General features: G+C 70.6%; 23 protein-coding genes and 1 pseudogene. 12 read left to right on the top strand and 12 right to left on the bottom strand.

Annotated elements, in window-relative coordinates; translation table 11 throughout:
* The first annotated feature begins 492 nt into the window (after window positions 1–492).
* From MQE23_RS14965 to MQE23_RS14975, 3 genes are read left to right on the top strand one after another with little or no spacing between them, the layout of a single operon-like run.
* Window positions 493–1,443 carry an ABC transporter substrate-binding protein gene (locus tag MQE23_RS14965; protein ID WP_037673743.1) on the top strand — a complete coding sequence of 317 codons (951 nt, stop codon included), beginning with the start codon at window positions 493–495 and terminating at the stop codon, window positions 1,441–1,443.
* Window positions 1,444–1,475: 32 nt separating this feature from the next.
* Window positions 1,476–2,417 carry an amino acid ABC transporter permease gene (locus MQE23_RS14970; RefSeq protein WP_020277103.1) on the top strand — a complete coding sequence of 314 codons (942 nt, stop codon included), beginning with the start codon at window positions 1,476–1,478 and terminating at the stop codon, window positions 2,415–2,417.
* Window positions 2,414–3,175 carry an amino acid ABC transporter ATP-binding protein gene (locus tag MQE23_RS14975; RefSeq protein ID WP_020277104.1) on the top strand — a complete coding sequence of 254 codons (762 nt, stop codon included), beginning with the start codon at window positions 2,414–2,416 and terminating at the stop codon, window positions 3,173–3,175. Before MQE23_RS14970 ends, MQE23_RS14975 begins: the two co-directional genes overlap by 4 nt.
* A gap of 55 nt (window positions 3,176–3,230) precedes the next feature.
* Here MQE23_RS14975 and MQE23_RS14980 read toward each other — a convergent pair whose 3' ends face one another.
* Window positions 3,231–4,001, bottom strand: coding sequence for a class I SAM-dependent methyltransferase (locus MQE23_RS14980; RefSeq protein ID WP_243379370.1), 771 nt, complete (start codon window positions 3,999–4,001; stop codon window positions 3,231–3,233).
* 89 nt (window positions 4,002–4,090) lie between these two features.
* Here MQE23_RS14980 and MQE23_RS14985 point away from each other — a divergent pair, with 89 nt between their 5' ends.
* Complete coding sequence (locus tag MQE23_RS14985; protein WP_020277106.1) at window positions 4,091–4,750, top strand: CGNR zinc finger domain-containing protein; 660 nt, start codon at window positions 4,091–4,093, stop codon at window positions 4,748–4,750.
* Between the two features lie 17 nt (window positions 4,751–4,767).
* Here the strand turns inward: MQE23_RS14985 and sodX are convergent.
* A pseudogene (gene sodX, locus MQE23_RS43650) lies at window positions 4,768–5,322 on the bottom strand (nickel-type superoxide dismutase maturation protease); the annotation flags it as partial.
* On the opposite strand from sodX, the gene sodN reads away from it, so the two are divergent.
* Window positions 5,210–5,605: a superoxide dismutase, Ni gene (gene sodN / locus MQE23_RS14995; RefSeq protein WP_010040396.1), complete on the top strand. Its 396-nt coding sequence runs from the start codon at window positions 5,210–5,212 to the stop codon at window positions 5,603–5,605. The pseudogene sodX and the gene sodN sit on opposite strands and share 113 nt — an antisense overlap.
* Window positions 5,606–5,677: 72 nt before the next feature.
* On the opposite strand, the gene MQE23_RS15000 is transcribed toward sodN, so the two are convergent.
* Both MQE23_RS15000 and MQE23_RS15005 read right to left on the bottom strand, forming a co-directional pair.
* Window positions 5,678–5,911 (bottom strand): hypothetical protein, encoded by a 234-nt coding sequence (locus tag MQE23_RS15000; protein WP_020277108.1) that lies wholly within the window; start codon window positions 5,909–5,911, stop codon window positions 5,678–5,680.
* Between the two features lie 16 nt (window positions 5,912–5,927).
* Entirely contained in the window at window positions 5,928–7,082 is a 1,155-nt protein-coding gene (locus MQE23_RS15005; protein WP_020277109.1) for an inorganic phosphate transporter, read from the bottom strand.
* 105 nt (window positions 7,083–7,187) lie between these two features.
* Between MQE23_RS15005 and MQE23_RS15010 the strand changes: the two genes are divergently transcribed.
* The gene (locus tag MQE23_RS15010) at window positions 7,188–7,922 is read left to right on the top strand and encodes a VOC family protein (protein ID WP_243379371.1); all 735 of its coding nucleotides are present in this window, start codon (window positions 7,188–7,190) and stop codon (window positions 7,920–7,922) included.
* A 65-nt stretch (window positions 7,923–7,987) separates the two neighbouring features.
* Here MQE23_RS15010 and MQE23_RS15015 read toward each other — a convergent pair whose 3' ends face one another.
* The 4 genes from MQE23_RS15015 to MQE23_RS15030 all read right to left on the bottom strand — a co-directional run bounded on the left by MQE23_RS15015 (window position 7,988) and on the right by MQE23_RS15030 (window position 10,621).
* Window positions 7,988–9,208 (bottom strand): sigma-70 family RNA polymerase sigma factor, encoded by a 1,221-nt coding sequence (locus MQE23_RS15015; RefSeq protein WP_243379372.1) that lies wholly within the window; start codon window positions 9,206–9,208, stop codon window positions 7,988–7,990.
* A gap of 28 nt (window positions 9,209–9,236) precedes the next feature.
* Window positions 9,237–9,650 (bottom strand): YciI family protein, encoded by a 414-nt coding sequence (locus MQE23_RS15020; RefSeq protein WP_020277113.1) that lies wholly within the window; start codon window positions 9,648–9,650, stop codon window positions 9,237–9,239.
* An 84-nt stretch (window positions 9,651–9,734) separates the two neighbouring features.
* Window positions 9,735–10,010 (bottom strand): hypothetical protein, encoded by a 276-nt coding sequence (locus MQE23_RS15025; protein WP_082320081.1) that lies wholly within the window; start codon window positions 10,008–10,010, stop codon window positions 9,735–9,737.
* Window positions 10,011–10,036: 26 nt separating this feature from the next.
* Window positions 10,037–10,621, bottom strand: a complete 585-nt coding sequence (locus MQE23_RS15030; RefSeq protein WP_243379373.1) for a dihydrofolate reductase family protein — start codon at window positions 10,619–10,621, stop codon at window positions 10,037–10,039.
* Between the two features lie 112 nt (window positions 10,622–10,733).
* On the opposite strand from MQE23_RS15030, the gene MQE23_RS15035 reads away from it, so the two are divergent.
* Window positions 10,734–11,324, top strand: a complete 591-nt coding sequence (locus MQE23_RS15035) for a TetR family transcriptional regulator (RefSeq protein ID WP_243379374.1) — start codon at window positions 10,734–10,736, stop codon at window positions 11,322–11,324.
* 64 nt (window positions 11,325–11,388) lie between these two features.
* Here MQE23_RS15035 and MQE23_RS15040 read toward each other — a convergent pair whose 3' ends face one another.
* The 3 genes from MQE23_RS15040 to MQE23_RS15050 all read right to left on the bottom strand — a co-directional run bounded on the left by MQE23_RS15040 (window position 11,389) and on the right by MQE23_RS15050 (window position 15,036).
* A complete protein-coding gene (locus tag MQE23_RS15040; RefSeq protein ID WP_020277116.1) occupies window positions 11,389–12,006 on the bottom strand; it encodes a GNAT family N-acetyltransferase in 618 nt (205 codons plus the stop codon).
* A 342-nt stretch (window positions 12,007–12,348) separates the two neighbouring features.
* On the bottom strand, window positions 12,349–13,518 hold the full coding sequence (locus tag MQE23_RS15045) for a family 2 encapsulin nanocompartment cargo protein polyprenyl transferase (protein WP_243379375.1): 1,170 nt from the start codon (window positions 13,516–13,518) through the stop codon (window positions 12,349–12,351).
* A gap of 111 nt (window positions 13,519–13,629) precedes the next feature.
* The gene (locus tag MQE23_RS15050) at window positions 13,630–15,036 is read right to left on the bottom strand and encodes a family 2B encapsulin nanocompartment shell protein (RefSeq protein ID WP_020274263.1); all 1,407 of its coding nucleotides are present in this window, start codon (window positions 15,034–15,036) and stop codon (window positions 13,630–13,632) included.
* 291 nt (window positions 15,037–15,327) lie between these two features.
* On the opposite strand from MQE23_RS15050, the gene MQE23_RS15055 reads away from it, so the two are divergent.
* Window positions 15,328–15,792: a DUF6010 family protein gene (locus tag MQE23_RS15055; RefSeq protein WP_020274262.1), complete on the top strand. Its 465-nt coding sequence runs from the start codon at window positions 15,328–15,330 to the stop codon at window positions 15,790–15,792.
* Between the two features lie 10 nt (window positions 15,793–15,802).
* Window positions 15,803–16,711 (top strand): pyridoxal-phosphate dependent enzyme, encoded by a 909-nt coding sequence (locus MQE23_RS15060; RefSeq protein WP_020274261.1) that lies wholly within the window; start codon window positions 15,803–15,805, stop codon window positions 16,709–16,711.
* A gap of 49 nt (window positions 16,712–16,760) precedes the next feature.
* Here MQE23_RS15060 and MQE23_RS15065 read toward each other — a convergent pair whose 3' ends face one another.
* On the bottom strand, window positions 16,761–18,359 hold the full coding sequence (locus MQE23_RS15065; RefSeq protein WP_243379376.1) for a Na+/H+ antiporter: 1,599 nt from the start codon (window positions 18,357–18,359) through the stop codon (window positions 16,761–16,763).
* 62 nt (window positions 18,360–18,421) lie between these two features.
* On the opposite strand from MQE23_RS15065, the gene MQE23_RS15070 reads away from it, so the two are divergent.
* From MQE23_RS15070 to MQE23_RS15080, 3 genes are all read left to right on the top strand, one after another.
* Window positions 18,422–18,682 (top strand): UBP-type zinc finger domain-containing protein, encoded by a 261-nt coding sequence (locus tag MQE23_RS15070; RefSeq protein WP_020274258.1) that lies wholly within the window; start codon window positions 18,422–18,424, stop codon window positions 18,680–18,682.
* A gap of 260 nt (window positions 18,683–18,942) precedes the next feature.
* Window positions 18,943–19,356 carry a hypothetical protein gene (locus tag MQE23_RS15075; protein ID WP_003992877.1) on the top strand — a complete coding sequence of 138 codons (414 nt, stop codon included), beginning with the start codon at window positions 18,943–18,945 and terminating at the stop codon, window positions 19,354–19,356.
* 17 nt (window positions 19,357–19,373) lie between these two features.
* Window positions 19,374–20,519 (top strand): RNA polymerase sigma factor SigF, encoded by a 1,146-nt coding sequence (locus tag MQE23_RS15080; protein WP_082319955.1) that lies wholly within the window; start codon window positions 19,374–19,376, stop codon window positions 20,517–20,519.
* Window position 20,520 lies beyond the last annotated feature (1 nt).

The raw sequence follows: 20,520 nt of genomic DNA on the forward strand, positions 1-20,520 counted from the left end.
GTAAAGAACCTTCTTACCGGACGGACGGCGCCGACGACGAGTCCATAACGCGAAGGTCACACACGGGCGCCCTGACTCTTCGCCCAATATCGGGACAAGGTCTGGACAAACCCTCGACAACCGCTCACGCGTCGGCGAATCCCTCGGGCCCCGTATCGGATTCCCGGGACATACCGAAGATCTTCCTGCCGGAAGGAATGATTCCCGCAGAAGGTCCGGCCGTGATGTACCGGAGTGGTGCGGTTCGGGGATCGCCCGTTATCCGATTTTGACATGGCTGGCCCCCAGAATGGCGCAGTCCGAATGGCAAGATGCCGTAATCACACGAGGTCGCGACACTCGAAGACGTGTGTTCTCGTCGACCCACGGCACTGCCGGCACCGCCGGCAGTCCACGGCACTGCCGAACCCGTCGGCAGTCCAGGCACTGCCGAACCCATCGGCAGCGCTCAGCCCCATCGGCAACTCCACCCATCCGCCGGAGGAACCCACCATGACCGCAAGCTCCACCCGTCGTACGACCGCCGCGCACTCCCGGCTAGCAGCGGTCGGTGCGATCGCGGTCGCAGGCGCGCTGATGCTCACCGGATGCGGTGACCAGACCAAGGACGCCGGGTCGGACAACGCGACGGCCGCTGCCCCGCTCGCCGACAAGCTGCCCCAGTCGATCCGTGACAAGGGCGTCATCAAGGTCGGCTCGGACATCGCGTACGCCCCGGTCGAGTTCAAGGACAGCTCCGGCAAGGTCGTCGGCATCGACCCGGACCTCGCCGCCGCCATGGGCAAGCAGCTCGGTGTCGACTTCCAGTTCGAGAACGGCACCTTCGACACGCTGATCACGGGTCTGCGCTCCAAGCGGTACGACATCGCCATGTCCGCGATGACCGACACCAAGGACCGTCAGGAGGGCATCGACTCCGACACCGGCAAGAAGGTCGGTGAGGGCGTCGACTTCGTCGACTACTTCACCGCCGGCGTCTCGATCTACACCAAGAAGGGCGACGACCAGGGCATCAAGACCTGGTCCGACCTGTGCGGCAAGAAGATCGTGCTGCAGCGCGGCACGGTCTCCGAGGACCTCGCCAAGGCCGAGTCGAAGAAGTGCCCGGCCGGCAAGAAGATCGCCATCGAGCCCTTCGACAACGACCAGCAGGCCCAGACCCGTCTGCGCGCGGGTGGCGCCGACGCCGGCTCGTCCGACTTCCCGGTCGCGGCGTACGCCGTGAAGACCTCCGGTGGCGGCAAGGACTTCCAGCTGGTCGGCGAGCAGGTCGAGGCCGCTCCGTACGGCATCGCGGTCGCCAAGAACCAGACGCAGCTGCGGGACGCCCTCAAGGCCGCGCTGGACGCGCTCATCAAGAACGGTGAGTACGAGAAGATCATGAAGAAGTGGGGCGTCACGGACGGCGCCATCAAGGAAGCCACGATCAACGGCGGCAAGTGACCGCGACGCAGCGGCACTGAAAGGCAACACCCGTGACTGTTGACATCGACAAGACGACGGGCGACACGCCCCCGGCCGGGCCGGAGGCCATCAAGGCCATCCCGGTCCGGCACTACGGGCGGTACATCTCCGCCGTCGTCGCCATCGCCCTGCTGGTCGGGGTCGTCTACGCGTTCTCCCAGGGCAAGATCAACTGGGATGCGATCCCGGACTACTTCTTCGACGACCGGATCCTGGACGGCGTGGGCAAAACGCTCCTGCTGACCGTGCTGTCCATGGTGATCGGCATCGTCGGCGGCGTCGTGCTCGCCGTGATGCGCCTGTCGAAGAACCCGGTGACCTCGTCGATCGCGTGGTTCTACATCTGGTTCTTCCGCGGCACGCCGGTCCTGGTGCAGCTGATCGTCTGGTTCAACCTGGGCCTGGTCTTCGAGTACATCAACCTCGGGCCGTTCTACAAGGACGAGTGGTCGGACTTCATGACCCCGTTCCTGACGGCGCTGCTGGGCCTCGGTCTCAACGAGGCCGCGTACATGGCGGAGATCTGCCGAGCCGGTCTGCTCTCCGTCGACGAGGGCCAGACCGAGGCGTCGCACGCGCTGGGGATGAGCCACGCCAAGACGCTGCGCCGGATCGTCATCCCGCAGGCGATGCGCGTGATCGTGCCGCCGACGGGCAACGAGGTCATCAACATGCTGAAGACGACCTCGCTGGTCTCGGTCGTCCAGTATCCGGAGCTGCTCCGCGCCGCTCAGGACATCGGCCAGACCTCCGGCGCCCCCGCCGAGATGCTGTTCCTGGCGGCGGCCTGGTACCTGCTGATGACGTCGGTCTTCAGCATCGGCCAGTACTACCTGGAGCGGTACTACGCGCGTGGTTCGAGCCGGTCCCTCCCGGCCACCCCGTTCCAGAAGGTCAAGGCCAACCTCCTGTCCCTGTCCAACCGCTCGAAGCCGACGGGAGGCACCGCATGACCGCCATGGTGAAGGCCGAAGGCGTCCACAAGAATTTCGGCCCTCTCGAGGTCCTCAAGGGCATCGACCTGGAGGTGAAGACCGGCGAGGTGTTCTGCCTCATCGGCCCCTCCGGCTCCGGCAAGTCGACCTTCCTCAGGTGCATCAACCACCTGGAGAAGATCAACGCCGGCCGCCTGTACGTGGACGGGGAGCTGGTGGGCTACCGCCAGAAGGGCGACAAGCTCTACGAGCTGAAGGACAGCGAGGTCGCCCTCAAGCGCCGGGACATCGGCATGGTCTTCCAGCGCTTCAACCTGTTCCCGCACATGACGGCCGTGGAGAACGTCATGGAGGCGCCGGTCCAGGTCAAGGGCGTGAGCAGGAGCCAGGCGCGGCAGCGGGCCCTGGAGCTCCTGGACCGGGTCGGCCTGGCCGACAAGGCGGGCAGCTACCCCACGCAGCTCTCCGGCGGCCAGCAGCAGCGCGTCGCCATCGCCCGGGCCCTCGCCATGGACCCGAAGCTGATGCTGTTCGACGAGCCGACGTCGGCGCTCGACCCGGAGCTGGTCGGTGACGTCCTGGACGTCATGCGCGACCTCGCCGAGTCCGGCATGACGATGATCGTCGTCACGCACGAGATGGGCTTCGCCCGCGAGGTGGGCGACAGCCTGGTCTTCATGGACGGCGGCGTGGTGGTCGAATCCGGTCACCCGCGCGAGGTACTGACGAACCCGCAGCACGAGCGGACGAAGTCGTTCCTGTCCAAGGTGCTCTGACGCCGCACACACCGAGGGGGCGGTACGGGAACTCCGTACCGCCCCCTTCGGCGTGCTACTTCAGGGCGAGCAGCAGGGTGTCCGAGGGCGAGCACCACACCGGCCTGACCTCCGCGAACCCCTTCTCGCGCAGCACGCGCGCGTGCCACGCCACCGGCGGCATGTCGCCGTCGGCGTGGTCGCCGTAGATCTCGTAGCGCCGGGCCGTGGGCTCCGCGAGGACCGGGTCCTTGGCGGCGAGCTGCCACCACTGCGACCAGTCGAGGACGCCGTCCCGCTTGGCCTGTTCCATGCGGGCGTGCCGCTGCGCCTGCTCGGCGGCGTTGATCCGGGGAGTCGTCTCGTCGATCATGTGGTCCGCGTTCATGAAGACACCGCCGTCGCGGACCACTCCCGCGACCTGGCCGTAGAGGTCCGCGAGGGGTTCCCGGTGCAGCCAGTGCAGGGCCGTCGCGGTCAGGACGGCGTCGTACGCGTCGTACGGCAGCTGCGCCGGCCAGTCGGGGTCCTTGAGGTCGGCGGTGACGAAGCCGACCCGCTCGTCACCCGCGAAGGTGCCCCGGGCGATGGCGAGGAGGGCCGGGTCGAGGTCGACGCCGGTGCTGGTGGCGTCCGGGAACCGGGCGAGCAGCCGGGCGGTGATGCTGCCCGTGCCGCAGGCGAGGTCGAGCACGCGCGGGGCGGTGCCCACGAGGGCCTCGACCATGTCGAGCATGATCCGGAAGCGTTCCTCGCGGTCGGGCAGGTACCACTCCTGCTGCCGGTCCCAGCTCTGCTGCCAGGCCTGCCAGTCGGCGGTGGCCGTGGTGATGTCCGCGTCCGTCATCGAGCCCCTCCCTCGTAATACCCTGGAAGCACCATCAGCTGTTACAAGTGCGCGCTCACGACAATAAAGCCCCTCCGTAAGGACTACAAGTGGAACTGGCCTATTACTCGGACTATGCCGTGCGCCTCGTCAACACGGAGGAACCGGCCCGGGGCAAGGACACCCTGACGTCGGTCGAGGCGGTCCGCGAGCTGTTCGGCGTCAACCAGTCGGCGGCCCGCCGCGCCGCCGACGCGGACGTCACGCGCTTCCGCTCGGTGCGGGCCCGGTTGCGCGCGGTCTTCGAGGCGGCCGACACGGGCGACGAGACGCTCGCCGTGGACCTGCTGAACTCCCTGCTGCTGGAGTTCCCGGTGAGTCCGCAGATCTCCGGGCACGACTTCCGCGACGACGACGGCCGTCCCCTGTGGCACATGCACCTGGCGGACCACCCGTCCAACGCGACCGCGGGCTACGCGGCGATCGCGGCGATGGGCCTGGCGTTCCACCTGACCGAGTACGGCGTGGACCGGCTCGGCCTGTGCGAGGCCCCGCCCTGCCGCAACGCCTACCTGGACACCTCCACCAACCGCTCCCGGCGCTACTGCTCCGACCGCTGCGCCACCCGCGCCAACGTCGCGGCCTACCGCGCCCGCAAACGCCTCGAAGCGGCCCGGCCCGACCTGCCCGAGAGCACGGGCCTGGCCGCTGACAGCACCCAGCCCAGCAGCGCCCAGGGCGAACGCAGGCCGGGCCTGCGCGGCCGGTAGCGGAACCGGACCCGGCCCAGCACCAGCTCGTCCGGCACGACGCCGTAGTCGGTGCTGTCGCCGCCGGCGTACGCGTTGTCCCCGAGCACCCACCAGCCGTTCTCGCGCCGCTGGGCGACCCGCTTGACGACCAGCAGGTCCTGCTGGAAGGGATGCCGCAGCACGATGACGTCACCGGGCTTGATCCGGGCTCCGTAGTGCACCAGGAGCCGGTCCCCGTGGTACAGCGTGGGCACCATGGACGGACCGGTCACCTCGGCCACCCCGAAGGGCGCCGGCCTCCCCCGCTCGGACTCCTGCGACAGCTCCGGCATCACCCGGCACCTCCCCGGTTCTTCGTCCACCAGTCTCAGTCTCACCCCGGACTTTTGTCCTAAGCCCATGGGGGCACTCGCGAAAACCGCTCCCCCACGGAGTAATGTCCCCTGTGAGAAGACGATCACGAGGAAGGAATGCTCCATGCTTTCCCGCCTGTTTGCCCCCAAGGTCAAGGTCAGCGCACACTGCGACCTTCCCTGCGGTGTGTACGACCCTGCCCAGGCCCGCATCGAGGCGGAGTCGGTGAAGGCCATCCAGGAGAAGATGGCCGGCAACGACGACCCGCACTTCCAGGCGCGTGCCACCACCATCAAGGAGCAGCGCGCGGAGCTCGCGAAGCACCACGTGTCCGTGCTGTGGAGCGACTACTTCAAGCCGCCGCACTTCGAGAAGTACCCCGAGCTGCACCAGCTGGTCAACGACACCCTCAAGGCCCTCTCGGCCGCCAAGGGTTCGACCGACCCGGCGACCGGCCAGAAGGCGCTGGACTACATCGCCCAGATCGACAAGATCTTCTGGGAGACCAAGAAGGCCTGAAGTCCGGGCAGACGAAGGGGCCCGGCCGGGAGAACCGGCCGGGCCCCTTCGTCATGGGCGCGGTCGTCGCCGTCAGTGGAACTGCGGGACGATCAGAAAGATCCCGTACGCCACCACGGCCGCGCAGGCGAGGAAGCACAGCGTCGCCTGGGTGACGCCCAGGGCGGAGGTGCGGCCGTGCTGTTCGCGGGCGCCCTCCAGCTGTGCGAGGCCGAGGACGCCGAGGGCGAAGACGACGACCACGGCTACGGTGACGCCGATGCTCACCGCGGTGACCTGGCCGAGCGCGGTCCAGTCCAGTTGCATGCCGACTCCCCTTCGTTCAGGCGGCCGTGCCGACCTTGGCGGGCGGCTCGGTGCGGATCGTGACCTTGTGCGCGTCGTTGACGTTGTGCGCGTGCACCGGGTTGCGGCGGGAGACGACCACGATGCCCGCGGCGAGGGCCGCGCCGACCAGGGCGACGACCGCCGTACCGAGGTCGCCGCCGCTCTGCACCACGCTCGCGGCCAGGCCGCCGACCAGCGCGGCGGCGGGCAGCGTGATCAGCCACGCGACCGCCATGCGGCCCGCGACGCCCCAGCGGACCTCCGCGAGCCTGCGGCCGAGGCCCGCGCCGAGGATGCTGCCCGAGGCGACCTGGGTGGTGGACAGGGCGAAACCGAGGTGCGCGGACGTCAGGATGACGGCGGTGGATGCGGTCTCGGCGGCGAAGCCCTGCGGCGACTGGATCTCGGTGAGGCCCTTGCCCATGGTGCGGATGATGCGCCAGCCGCCGAGATACGTGCCGAGGCCGATGGCGAGGCCCGCGGACGCGATCACCCACAGCGGCGGTCCGGCCTGGTGGCCGAGCGCGCCGGCCGAGATCAGGGTGAGGGTGATGACGCCCATCGTCTTCTGCGCGTCGTTCGTGCCGTGGGCGAGGGAGACCAGCGAGGCCGAGGCGATCTGACCGATCCGGAAGCCCTTGGTCACGGTGTCCTTGCGGGCGCGGTCGGTGAGCCGGTAGGCGAGGTACGTGGCCAGCAGCGCGGCGAGACCGGCCACGACCGGCGAGGCCACCGCCGGCACCAGCACCTTCTCGACGACCTTGCCGAAGTTGACGCCGTGGCTGCCCGCCCCGACCCACACGGCCCCGATCAGCCCGCCGAACAGGGCGTGCGAGGAACTCGACGGCAGTCCGACCAGCCAGGTCAGCAGGTTCCACAGGATCGCCCCGACCAGGCCCGCGAAGATCATGCCGGGGGTGACGAGGGTGTCGTCGACGATGCCGCCCGAGATGGTCTTGGCGACCTCGGTGGACAGAAAGGCACCGACCACGTTGAGGACACCGCTGATCAGGACCGCCGTACGGGGAGCGAGTGCGCCGGTGGCGATGGACGTGGCCATCGCGTTCGCCGTGTCGTGAAATCCGTTGGTGAAGTCGAAGGCGAGCGCCGTCACGATGACGACCGCCACGAGGAACGTGATGTGGTCCATTCCTGAATGCAAACAAGTGCAGGCCAATAGGCGGGGAACGGCGAGGCAAAGGCTGGTCAAGGTTCACGCGGGTGGCGGTGACGTCGCCCTTGTACGATCGCGCCCATGAGGATCGGCTGGACGTTCGCCTTCATCGACCGCCCGCGCGAGGCGTTCGACACCGCCTGCGCGTTCTGGACGGCGGTCACGGACACCCGGCTTTCCGAACTGCGGGGAGAACAGGCAGAGTTCGTCACGCTGGTCCCGCCCGACGCCGACGCCTGCCTGAAGGCACAGGCGGTGCGCTCGGGGGTCGGCGGTGCGCATCTCGACTTCTGTGTGGACGACGTAAGGGAGTTCACCGGCTCGGCGACGCGGCTCGGCGCGAGCGTGGTGGCCGACCTCGGGTCGCTCGTCGTGCTGCGGTCGCCCGGCGGGCAGTTGTTCTGCGCGGACCCTTGGCGCGGGCAATCGTCGCGGCCGGGAGTGGTGCGGGGCAGCCGTCTCGACCAGGTGTGCGTGGACGTGCCGCCGTCCGCCTACGACGCCGAAGTCGCCTTCTGGAGCGGGCTGCTGGCCGACTGGACGTCACGGCCCGGTTCCCTCCCTGAGTTCCACGTGGTCGAGCCGCCGCCGGGCCTGCCGGTACGCCTGCTCCTGCAACGCCTCGACGAGGAACGCCCGGCCTCCGCCCACCTCGACCTCGCCTGCGCGGACGTCGAGGCGACCCGGGCGCGGCACGAGGAGCTCGGGGCGGTGTTCGTGGCCCGCTTCTCGGGCTGGACGGTGATGCGCGACCCGGCGGGCGGCACGTACTGCCTGACGACCCGGGATCCGCAGACGGGCGGACTGCGCGTCTGATCCGCTTCGGCGTACGCGCACAGGACGGCCCCGCCGTCCTCGGACGTCGGTCCATGTTTCACCCGCTAGTCGAGCAACCGCGCCGCCCGCGCCTGGAGATAACGCTGTTCGGGCAGGCTGAGAGTCTGCGCGGCCGCCGACTCGTAAGCGGCACGAGCGGCTTCGGGCTCCCCCGCACGCTCCAGGAGGTGAGCTCGTACGGCCTCCAGGCGGTGGCCCTTCGACTCGTCTGCGAGAGCATCCAGGGCGGCCAGACCTGCGTGCGGGCCGTGGACCATGGCGACGGCGACCGCGCGGTTGAGGCGTTCGACCGGGCCGGGGACCAGGCGGACGAGGACGTCGTACAGGCCCAGGATCTCGGCCCAGTCCGTCGCCTCGGGCGAGGGCGCCTCGTCGTGGACGGCGGCGATCGCGGCACGCAGCTGGTACGGCCCGGGCCGGCCCCGGGACAGCGCCCCGGTGACCAGCGCGACGCCCTCCCCGATCGCGGCCTTGTCCCACCGGTCACGGTCCTGCTCGTCGAGGGGGACCAACTCGCCGTGCGGTCCGCTGCGCGCCTCGCGGCGGGCGTCGGTGAGCAGCATCAACGCGAGCAGGCCGGCCACCTCGCAGTCGTCGGGAAGCAGCCGGTGCACCGTGCGGGTCAGGCGTACGGCCTCGCCCGCGAGGTCCCGGCGCTGGAGCGCGGCCCCGGAGGTGGCCGTGTAGCCCTCGTTGAAGATGAGGTAGAGGGTCTGGAGGACGGACGGCAGCCGCTGTTCCCAGCGCTCCGGGCGGCCGAAGCGCACGCCCCGCACCTTCTGCTTGGCCCGGCTGATGCGCTGCGCCATCGTCGCCTCCGGGACCAGATACGCGCGGGCGATCTCCGCCGTGGTCAGGCCGCCGACGGCGCGCAGCGTGAGCGCGATCTGGGCGGGCGGCGTCAGGTCCGGATGGCAGCACAGGAAGAGCAGCGAGAGGGTGTCGTCCTCGCGGGGAGCCCGCTCCCCGGGCGGCGGGGCGGTGAAGGCGTCACGGGGCGCGAGAGCCGCCGCCCGCTCCTCGCGCTGCCGCCGGGCCTCCTCGCTGCGCAGGGCGTCGGTCAGCCGCCGCGAGGCGACCTTGATCAGCCAGCCGCGCGGATTGCCGGGCACACCCGCCGAGGGCCACTGCCCTGCCGCCGCGAGCAGCGCCTCCTGTACGGCGTCCTCGGCGGCGTCGAAGTGCCCGTACCGCCTGACCAGCGCACCGAGGACCTGCGGCGCGTCACGGCGCAGCAGGTCCTCGATCTCGGGTGTGCTCCTCACCGGCGCGCCCGTCGGCGTATCCAGGCCCTCAGATGTCCCCGGAGCCGTCCATGATCGGACGGATCACGACCGGGTAGTCGGGGGCGCCGGCCGGCTGGGGGCACCGGGCGACGCGCTCGGCGATCTCGGTGACCCGCTCCAGGCTCTCGCACTCCAGGACCCAGTAGCCGGCCAGCAGCTCCTTGGTCTCGCTGTACGGGCCGTCGGTGATCACCGCCTTGCCGTCGTCACCGAGGGTGACGTGCCGGGTCTGCGCCGGCTCGGCCAGGCCTTGCCCGTCGACGAATTCGCCCGTCTCGGAGAGGTCGTCGTTGATGGCGCCCATGTAGGCGAACATGGCCTGGAGCTCCTCCTCGCTCCACGCCGGGGAGTTCGCCGACGCCCTGCCGCGCATGGCCTCGTAGTCCGCCTGTGTGCCCTGCACCATGACCAGGTACTTCATCAGTCCGCTCCTTCGGCTCTCACCGCCCTGGTGGGCGGCTCTCACTCGGGACGTCGGAGCCGGGCCGGGATTCTCGACACGAGCTCAGGAACTTTCCACGACGGTTTCTCCGGGGGCGTCTTCACGCGGGGTCGTCGCAGGTGGGACGGGGTCCTCGGCGGTCCGGGGCGGTTCGGCGGTCCGGGTGTCCTCGCCGGCCCGATCGCCCTCGGTGTCTTGCGCTTCGTAGACCCCGCACTCGGGGTTGCGACAGGGGCCCGCCACCCACAGGGGAACCCACGCGCCCAGCGTCTTGTGGCGCCGGACGACCGTTTCCACTGGCTGTCCGCAGGTCGGACAGACATGTCCTTCGCTGCCCATGTCCTCAGGGTAGGCCGGTCGGCGGCTCAGCGCTTCCTGCTGTACGTGCGCACCAGCAGCCCGTTGCCGAACGTGCGCACCGACTCGAGCGTGAAGTCCGAGATCGCGAATCCGGAGCCGAACATCGGCATGCCCGTGCCGTACACCAGCGGGTAGGTCTTGATCACGAGCTCGTCGATCTCGTCGCGCAGTTCGCCCGCGAGCTTGGAGCCGCCGCACAGGTAGATGCCGAAATCGCCTTCTTCGGCCTTCAACTCGCGGATCTTTCCGACGAGGTCGTCCGCGATGATCTCGACGTTCGGGTCGGGCGACTCCTTCAGTGTGCTGGAGGCGACGTACTCGCGCAGGTGGGCATAGGGGCTGGTGATGCCCTCCTTCAGGGCGAGCTCGTAGCTGCCGCGGCCCTGGACGACGGTGTCGAACCGCTTGTTCGGCAGGTCGTCGAAGCCGAGGGCCCGGCGGCCCTGGGTGGCCGCGGTCTCCGGATACTCCGCCTTCAGGAAGGCGAGGAACTCCTCGTCGACGAAGCGGAGCATCGACGTCGCGTCGCCGTCCGGGTCCCCGATGAAGCCGTCGATCGAACAGGCGATGAAGTACGTGAGCTTTCGCAAGCCGGTCTCTTTTCGTAGGCTGCCGGTACAACGACTTCAGTTGTAGTACTCCTGGTGTAGTGGTTGCAAGGGATTATCCGCGAACCGCGGAAAGTGGGAGAAGGGACTCCGCATGGTCAGCAATCCCGGGCGCCGGGCCGCGCTCGTCGACGCCGGTGTCGAGGTGCTCGCGCGCGAGGGAGCGCGCGGGCTGACGTTCCGCGCGGTGGACGCGGAGGCCGGCGTGCCCGTGGGCACGGCCTCCAACTACTTCACGGACCGCGCCGACCTCCTGCGCCAGATCGACACCCGGCTGCACGTACGACTCGCGCCCGACCCCGACGTGGTCGCCGAGCTGATGACCCGCCCCAAGGACCGCTCACTGGTCACGGCCTTCATGCACGACCTCATGGCCCGCGCGACCCGCGACCGCACGGGCTATCTGGCCCTCATGGAACTGCGCCTCGAGGCCACCCGGCGTCCCGAACTGCTCGCCTCCTACACCAAGTCGGTGCGGGGTGACCTGGAGGAGGCCATGGAGTTCCACCGCACGGCCGGCCTGCCCGGCGGCGACGAGTCCGTCGCCGTGCTGTACCTGGCCATGCTCGGCCTGCTCCTGGAGCATCTGACCCTGCCGGGCGTCCTGGAGGGCGTACTGCCCGGGGTGAGCGTGCCGGAGGGGCTGGTGGAGAAGATCGTGGCGGCGGTGCTGCCGGAGGGGTAGGAGCGGGCGGGCCGGACCGACCGGGAGAGGCTGGGGTCCGGTCGGGCCGGGCGTCGGCGGGGAGTCAGGACGCGGTCTCGGAAGTACGGGGCTCGCGCCACATCGGCCACATGGTCGGGCCGCCCTCCGGGAGGTCGAGCACCGGGCCGGCGAGCTCGAAGCCGAGGCGCTCGTACAGCTTGCGGCTGCGGGCGCTGCTCGCTTCCAGGTAGGCGGGCAGTCCCTCACGGTCGCAACGGTCGAGGACCGACTCGATGAGCGCCGTGCCGAGACCCTCGCCCTGGCGGCCAGGGGCGACGCCGATCATCCACAGGTACTCGTGGGCCCGCCCGGAGGGATGGATGGCGGCGGTCAGCCGGGCGATCGCCTCGATGCGTTCGTTGTCCGGGTCGACGGCCTGACGCACCTGGGCCGGGCTGTCGTCCTCGGCGTCGGCGTCATGGTCGTCGGCCGGCATGGACAGCCACAGCGCGCAGGCCGAACCGTCCTCGGTGAGGTCGATGCGCCCGGCCTCGAGCACGATGTCGGTGAATGCGGCCATGAGCCCGGGATGGTTGGCACGACGGTCCTCCGCCCCGGGGAAGACCCAGCCGCTCACGGGGTCGTCCTGGAACGCCTCGTCCAGCAGCCGGACCACCAGCTCCCGGTCCGCCTCGCCCGCCGTCCGGATCGCCACACCCATGTCCCGCCCCTTCGATCGTCCCGACGGGCGTTGATCGTAGGGCGGTTGGGGACGGCCCCGGCCAATGGGGCGGGAGCTTGGCGGGATTTCATCGAACAGTTGCCCAAACCGCCTGTCGCCGCCGGCCATGAGGGGCGGGCCCCGCACACCGTGGGGAAGTGCGGGACCCGCCTGGCCGGAGGCCCGGGGCCGTACGGAGTCAGGAGCCGCACGGCCCCGGCGCTCCGGGGTCCTGCCCTTCGGTCACCCGAAGGTCGGTCAGGTGCCGCCGACGGCCGGTTGCCGCACCGCCGGCCGCTGCCGACGACCGTCGCAGACGGCCGATTTCCGCACCGCCGGCCGTCAGCTGCTGCGCCGTGTCACGAACTCGGCGAGGGCCAGCAGACCGCCCGCCGCCTCCGGGTCCGGCACCGCGCGGGCCAGTTGCTGCATCGCCAGGGCCATCCGGTCGGCCGCCTGGTTCTGTGCCCAGTCACGGCCGCCCGCCCGCTCCACGGTCAGCGCGATGTGATCGAGGTCCTCCTTCTCACTGGGTCGTGCGTACAGTTCGGCGAGTTCCGCGGCCGCCGGCGTGCCGGAGGCGAAGGCCGCCATGACCGGCAAGGACTTCTTGCGGGCGGCCAGGTCCGCGCCGACGGGCTTGCCGGTGCGGCGCGGGTCGCCCCATATGCCGATGACGTCGTCGATGAGCTGGAAGGCGAGCCCGGCCTCCCGGCCGAACGCGTCCAGCGCCGCCACCTCCGCGTCCCCGGCGCCCCCGTACAGCCCGCCGATCGCACAGGCGCACCCCAGCAGTGCGCCCGTCTTGGCCTCCGCCATGGCGAGCACCTCGTCGAGCGAGACCTCGTCGGGGCCGCGTCGCTCCATGGCCGTGTCCGCGTGCTGTCCCGCGCACAGCTCGACCACGCAGTCCGCGAGCCGGGCGGTGGCGGCCCGGGCCGCCGGATGCGGGTCCTCGGCGAGCAGCCGCACGGCCAGCGCCTGGAGGGCGTCCCCGGCGAGGACCGCGTCGGGGTCGCCGAACACGGTCCACGCGGTGGGCCGGTGCCGCCGGGTGGTGTCCCGGTCCATCACGTCGTCGTGCAGCAACGTGAAGTTGTGGACCAGCTCCACGGCCGCGGCCGCCCGGACCGCCGCCGCCCGTGCCTCGGGTCCGCCGAGAGCGGCCGCCGCGGCGAGGACGAGCGCGGGCCGGATGGCCTTGCCGGAGCCGCCCTCGGCCGGTGTGCCGTCCGCCTGCTCCCAGCCGAAGTGGTAGAGCGCGACCCGGCGCATCGGCCCGGGCAGTGAGCCGAGAGCGTCCCGCAGTACCGGGTCGACCTCCGCCCGGGCCCGCTCCAGGAGCATGACCGCCTCGTGCCCCTCCGCCGGTCCCGGCCGGCTGTCCCGCTGCGTCCCGATGAGCCCCCGCCTTTCCGGCGCCCCGGCCGCATCCCCGGGCTCGGCACCGCGCTGCCCACCGGGGGCGGGCAGCGCCGTCTCCGTCCTGGACTCCGTAAGGGACTCACCCATGGGACCGCCTCGGAGACTGAGCGGACGGTGGCTCTTCCGCTGCCGCTGGGTGCGTACCCCGAGGGTGTACCCGCGCTGCCGGGCGCGGACACGGCCGGCGTACCGGAAGCGTCACTGCCAGCGGCCGATCTCGACGTTCTCCAGGACGCCGAGCGCGTCCGGTACCAGGACCGCGGCCGAGTAGTAGGCCGTGACCAGGTACTTGATGATGGCCTGTTCGTTGATGCCCATGAAGCGCACCGACAGGCTCGGCTCGATCTCGTCCGGGATGCCGGAGGCCCGCAGACCGATGACGCCCTGGTCGCTCTCGCCGGTACGCATGGCGATGATCGACGTCGTCCGCTCCGAGGTCACCGGGATCTTGTTGCACGGGAAGATCGGCACGCCGCGCCAGGTGGGGATGCGGTTGCCGGCCATGTCGATGGTCTCGGGGACGAGCCCTCGTTTGTTGAGCTCACGGCCGAACGCGGCGATCGCGCGCGGGTGGGCGAGGAGCAGTTTGGTGCCGCGGCGCCTGCTGAGCAGTTCGTCCAGGTCGTCCGGGCCGGGCACGCCGTCGTGCGGCTGGATCCGCTGGTCGTACTCGCAGTTGTGCAGGAGACCGAAGTCGCGGTTGTTGATGAGCTCGTGCTCCTGGCGCTCCTTCAGCGCCTCGACCGTCAGCCGGATCTGCTGCTCGGTCTGGTTCATGGGCTGGTTGTAGAGGTCGGCCACGCGCGTGTGGATCCGCAGGACGGTCTGGGCGACGCTCAGTTCGTACTCACGGGGCCGGGCCTCGTAGTCGACGAACGTGTGCGGGATGTCGGGCTCGCCGGAGTGGCCGGCGGCGAGGTCGATCTCCTTCTCGCCGTACTTGTTGGAGCGCTGCGAGGGGATCGAGCGGCGCTGCTCGAGGTGTTCGCGCAGCGTGTCCGAGCGCTCGGCGATCTGCGCGAACTCCGCGCGGGGCAGGACGAGGACGGTGCACGCGGTGAGAGCACGGGCCGTGTACTCCCAGATCGCGTCCTCGTCCAGCAGCGCGTCGTCACCGAAGTAGGCGCCGTCGGCGAGGACTCCGAGGGACTCGTCGTCCCCGTACGGGCCCGTGCCGACCTTCTCCACCCGGCCGTGCGCCAGCAGGTACACCTCGTCGGACGGGCTGCCGAACGAGGCGATCACCTCGCCCGCGGCGATCTCCCGCTGCTCGCACCGCCGGGCGATCTCGAAGAGGACCTCCTCGTCCTCGTACGACCGCAGGGCCGGCAGTTCACCGAGCTCCGCGGGGATGATCTCGACGCGGTCGCCGGTCTTCACGAACGTCAGCCGGCCGTCGCCCACGGCGAACGTCAGCCGCCGGTTCACCCGGTACGTACCACCCTGGATATCGACCCAGGGCAGCATCCGCAGCAGCCAGCGGGAGCTGATCTCCTGCATCTGCGGCACGGACTTGGTCGTGGTGGCCAGGTTCCGCGCGGCCGCCGTGCCGAGACTCTGCTGCGGCTTGGTCTGCTCCGTGCGGACCTCTTCGCCTACCGACATAGAGAACTGCCCTCCCGGTTGTGACCGACGCCCATATGCCTCGGGCATCGATGTGCACGCTCAAGCCTTCCTCACACGGCGTCGCGGTGCTATTACACGAAAGAGCGGGAATGGATCTTCGTACGACTGGGCAGGGGCCCTGCTTTCCCGCCCGGTCGCGGGCGGCACGGCCGGCCCCGGACGGCTGGCGACAACCCGTGGGAACCTGTCGGTAATGCCGCTGGGGAGCGTGCGGAACCGGATCTAGCGTGGTGATCCGCTCCTTCCACCGCCTCCAGAAACGGCCCATCCATGCAGTACATCGCGCCGATCGGCATCGGCATCCTCTACGCCCTGTTGATGTCCCTCGTCCGCGAACCGCACCGGCGGCGCCTGAACGCGGTCATGGTCGGCGGCGCCGGTGCGGCGTACCTCAGCGGCGGCGGCATGGGCGGCTGGGAGTTCCCCTTCACCGCGCTGCTCGCCTACGTCGCCTTCCGCGGCCTGGAGTCGTGGACGTGGATCGGCGTCGGCTGGCTGCTGCACACGGCGTGGGACATCGTCCACCACATCAAGGGCAACCCGATCATCCCCTTCGCCCACACCTCCTCCCTGGGCTGCGCGATCTGCGACCCGGTGATCGCCCTCTGGTGCCTGCGGGGCGGCCCGTCACTCATCGACCTCGTACGCGGCCGCCGCCGGTCCGGGAATCCGCAGCCGGGCCCGGGATCGCGGGAAGGCGTCAGCCCCGAGTCCCCCTCCTCCGTCCCCGGGTGACAATGGCCCGGTGACCAGCCCCGACACCCCCGGATCCGCCGTACTGCGTCCGCGGCTGCCCTCGCCGGTGCAGGAGGTCGTGGACAGCCGGTTCGAGCGCCACGGCGTCCGGCTGGTGCTGAAGCGGGACGACCTGATCCACCCGGAGCTGATCGGCAACAAGTGGCGCAAGCTGGCGCCGAACCTCGCCGCTGCGGCCGGCCGTACCGTCGTCACCTTCGGGGGCGCCTACTCCAACCACCTGCGTGCCACGGCCGCGGCCGGCCGGCTGCTCGGCATCCCCACAGTCGGCGTCGTACGCGGCGAGGAGCTGGCCGGCCGGCCCCTCAACCCCTCGCTGAGGCGCTGTACGGCCGACGGCATGCGGCTGCACTTCGTCGACCGGGCGACGTACCGCCGCAAGTCCGAGCCGCGGACCCTGGCCGCGATCCTGCGCGCGTCGGACGCGGAGGAGGCGTACGTCGTCCCCGAGGGCGGCAGCAACGCGCGGGCCGTACGCGGCTGCCGGGCGCTCGGCGCCGAGCTGCACGACCAGGCCGATGTCGTCGCCGTGGCCTGCGGCACCGGTGGCACGCTGGCAGGACTGGCGGCCGGACTCACCCCCAGGCAGCGTGCCCTCGGTGTCCCGGTCCTCAAGGGCGGCTTCCTGACCACCGACGTCACCTCCCTGCAGCAGCAGGCCTTCGGCGGCCCGCGCGGCACCTGGAGCCTCGACGACCGCTTCCACTTCGGCGGCTACGCGCGCGTGCCCGACGAGCTCGACGCCTTCGCCGCGGACTTCGAGCACCGTCACGGACTGCCCGTCGAACGCCTGTATGTGGCGAAGCTGCTGTACGGACTCGTCGCCCTGGCCGGCGAAGGCGCCTTCCCGCGCGGGACGACGGTGGCGGCCGTGATCACCGGCCGCCCCTTCCCGTGACGCTCACCGTTTCCCGTGACACCCAACTTTTTTCCGATCCTCCCCGCCCCTACGCCGTCTCCCGGAAGGCCGCCGCCTCCTCCAGGTCCAGCCTGCGCAGCAGCGTCCGCAGCATCTCGTCGTCGATGTACCGGGCGTCCCTGAGCCTGACGAACACCTCGCGCTCGGCGCTGATCATCTCCCGCGACAGCCGCCGGTAGGTGTCGTCGACGGACTCCCCGGTGACCGGGTTGGCCTGCCCGAGCCGTTCCCAGACGGCGTTGCGGCGGCGCTCCAGGACGATGCGGAGCCGGTCGGCGAGCGGGGCGGGCAGGGCGTTGCGGTCGTCGGTGAGGAGTTCGTCCAGGCGCCGCTCGGCGGCCCGGGAGGCCTGTGCCTGGGCGTTGGCCTCGGCCAGGGTCTCGGCCTGTGTGTCCCGCGCGGGGAACTTCAGCAGACGGATCAGCGGGGGCAGGGTGAGCCCCTGCACGACCAGCGTCCCGATGACCGTCGTGAAGGTCAGGAAGAGGATGAGGTTGCGGTGCGGGAAGGGCTCCTCGCCGTCGTGCAGGGTGAGCGGGATCGAGAAGGCGATGGCCAGCGAGACCACGCCCCGCATACCGGCCCACGCGACCACGAACGGCCCTCTCCAGGTCGGGCTCGCCTCCCGCTCGCGGATCCGGGCCGACAGCAGCCGCGGCAGGAAGGTCGCCGGGTACACCCACACGAACCGGGCCGCGACGACCACCAGGAAGACGGCGACCGCGTACCAGGCGGCCAGTACCCCCTCGTACTCACCGAGGCCTCTCAGCACCACCGGCAGCTGGAGTCCGATCAGCGCGAACACCGCCGACTCCAGGACGAAGGCGACCATCTTCCACACCGCCTCCTCCTGGAGCCGCGTGGCGAAGTCGACCTCCCACGCGCGGTGACCCAGGTAGAGCGCGACGACCACGACCGCGAGGACGCCCGAGGCGTGCACCTGCTCGGCGGCGGCGTACGCGACGAACGGTGTGAGCAAGGAGAGCGTGTTCTGGAACAGCGCCTCCTTCACGTGCGTGCGCAGCCAGTGGATCGGCGCCATCAGCACGAGCCCGGCCGCGACGCCGCCGACCGCTGCGAGCAGGAACTCGCCGATGCCACCGGCCCAGGTCGCGCCCTCGCCGACGGCGGCGGCCAGGGCCACCCGGTAGGCGGTGATCGCGGTGGCGTCGTTGAGCAGGGACTCGCCCTGGAGGATCGTGGTGATCCGCGACGGGAGCCCGACCCGGCGGGCCACGGCAGTCGCCGCGACCGCGTCCGGCGGCGCCACCACCGCGCCGAAGACCAGGGCCGCGGTCAGCGGCAGGTCCGGCACGAGCATGTACAGGGCCCAGCCGACGACGAAGGTCGCGAACAACACGTACCCGACGGACAGCAGCGCGACCGGCCGCAGCTGCGCCCGCAGGTCGAGGTAGGAGCTGTCGGTGGCGGCCGTGTGCAGCAGCGGGGGCAGGAGGAGCGGCAGGACGACATGCGGGTCGAGGGTGTAGTCCGGCACGCCGGGGACGGAACTGACCGCCAGCCCGACCGCCACCAGCAGCAGCGGGGCCGGAACCGGTGTGCGCCTGGCCACCGCGGCGATCGTGGCGCTGCCCGCCACCAGCAACAGCAGTGGCATCACGTCCATCGTTCTCGCCCGCCCTCTTTTTTCCACGCGGTCTTCGGCGCGACCGTCGTAACCTGGCAATCATGAAACAGTGCACGCATGCCGACGCGCTGCCGCACCCCGAACCCGTCCCGCTCAGCGAGACGTGCCCGGTGTGCCTGGCCGAGGGCATGGATCCGGTGCAACTGCGGCTGTGCCTGAGCTGCGGTCACGTCGGCTGCTGCGACTCCTCACCGGGGCGGCACGCGGCGGAGCACCACAAGGAGTCGGGGCATCCCGTGATGCGGACCCACGAGCCCGGGGAGACCTGGCGCTGGTGCTTCGTCGATCATGTCCTGGTGTGACTCGACAGGACCCCGGCGCCGGACGGTTCGACCGTCTGACGTCTGGGTACGTCAACCCGGCGCGCGCTCTTCCCATTTGGGCCCGCCAACCCCCTAGACACGGAGCGTATCCACAGGTTTACTGTGAGTGACGGCAAGGGGTTGGGGTCCCGGGGACAGGACCGTTGAGAGCGCGATAGCGTCACCGCTGAACCACGTATCGCGTTACCCCGGGGGGCGACCCTCGGCCCTGAAACGCTTGTACCACCATGGAGGTGAGGGTGTCCCAGATCGCAGGCGAGCCCGCGACCCAGGACTTCGTGGAAGTCCGGCTGCCGGCCGCGGGTGCCTACCTGTCGGTGCTGCGTACGGCCACGGCCGGTCTCGCGGCCCGTTTGGACTTCACCCTCGACGAGATCGAGGACCTGCGCATCGCGGTGGACGAGGCCTGCGCGATCCTGCTTCAGCAGGCCGTGCCCGGCTCCGTACTCAGCTGTGTCTTCCGCCTCGTCGACGACTCGCTCGAGGTCACCGTCTCGGCGCCGACCACGGATGGCCATGCCCCCTCGCGGGACACCTTCGCCTGGACGGTCCTGTCCGCTCTCGCGGGCAAGGTCTCCTCCGCCGTGGACAAGGACAAAACCGTTTCGATCAGCCTCTACAAACAGCGCGGCGCGGGACCCGGGCCGGCGTGAGGAACGAGGACGGGCCGGTGCGGGACGAAGAGCGCGGCACACGAGAGCTGCCTGCCGAGGGCACGGCCCCAGGCGCGGGCACGGCGCCCGGCGGCACCCGGCGCATGGCGGACGGCATCGACGGCATCCCCGAGCAGGCCCGCCCGCATCCCGAGGACGAATCCGCGGGGGCCGTCCTCCCGGGCGGCGAGCGGCGGGACCGGGACGGTGCCGTGCGGAGCGCGCCTCCGGGCGGAGGGATCGCGGCATCTCCCGCCCAAGGGGGTCCCCCCACTCGCGTGAAGCCGGGAGTGGAGGAGGAGGCGAGGGCTCGGGGAAGGGCGACGGGCGGGACGATGAGCGAGCACGAGCGACACTCCGAGGACGCAGCGCCGCGCGCGCACCACACACAGGGTGCGTCGCACGGCTCCCCGGATCGCAGCGGGGCGCGCGAAATGTTCCTCAAACTGCGCACCCTGAGCAACGGCAGCCCCGAGTACGCGGAGCTGCGCAACCAGCTGGTCCGCATGCACCTGCCGCTCGTGGAGCATCTCGCGCGGCGCTTCCGCAACCGCGGCGAGCCGCTGGACGACCTCACACAGGTCGCCACGATCGGGCTGATCAAGTCGGTCGACCGCTTCGACCCGGACCGCGGCGTGGAGTTCTCCACGTACGCGACCCCGACGGTCGTCGGCGAGATCAAGCGGCACTTCCGCGACAAGGGCTGGGCGGTGCGCGTCCCGCGCCGCCTCCAGGAGCTGCGCCTGTCGCTGACCACGGCCACGGCCGAGCTCTCGCAGTTGCACGGCCGCTCCCCCACGGTCCACGAGCTCGCCGAGAAGCTGGCGATCTCGGAGGAGGAGGTCCTGGAGGGCCTGGAGTCCGCCAATGCGTACTCCACGCTGTCCCTGGACGTCCCCGACACCGACGACGAGTCCCCGGCGGTCGCTGACACCCTCGGCGCGGAGGACGAGGCGCTGGAGGGCGTGGAGTACCGGGAGTCCCTCAAGCCGCTGCTGGAGGATCTCCCGCCGCGCGAGAAGCGGATCCTGCTGCTGCGCTTCTTCGGCAACATGACCCAGTCGCAGATCGCGCAGGAGGTCGGCATCTCGCAGATGCACGTCTCGCGGCTGCTGGCGCGCACACTGGCGCAGCTCCGGGAGAAGCTCCTCGTCGAGGAGTGAC

Source organism: Streptomyces sp. HP-A2021 (assembly GCF_022807935.1).
Taxonomy (GTDB): domain Bacteria; phylum Actinomycetota; class Actinomycetes; order Streptomycetales; family Streptomycetaceae; genus Streptomyces; species Streptomyces afghaniensis.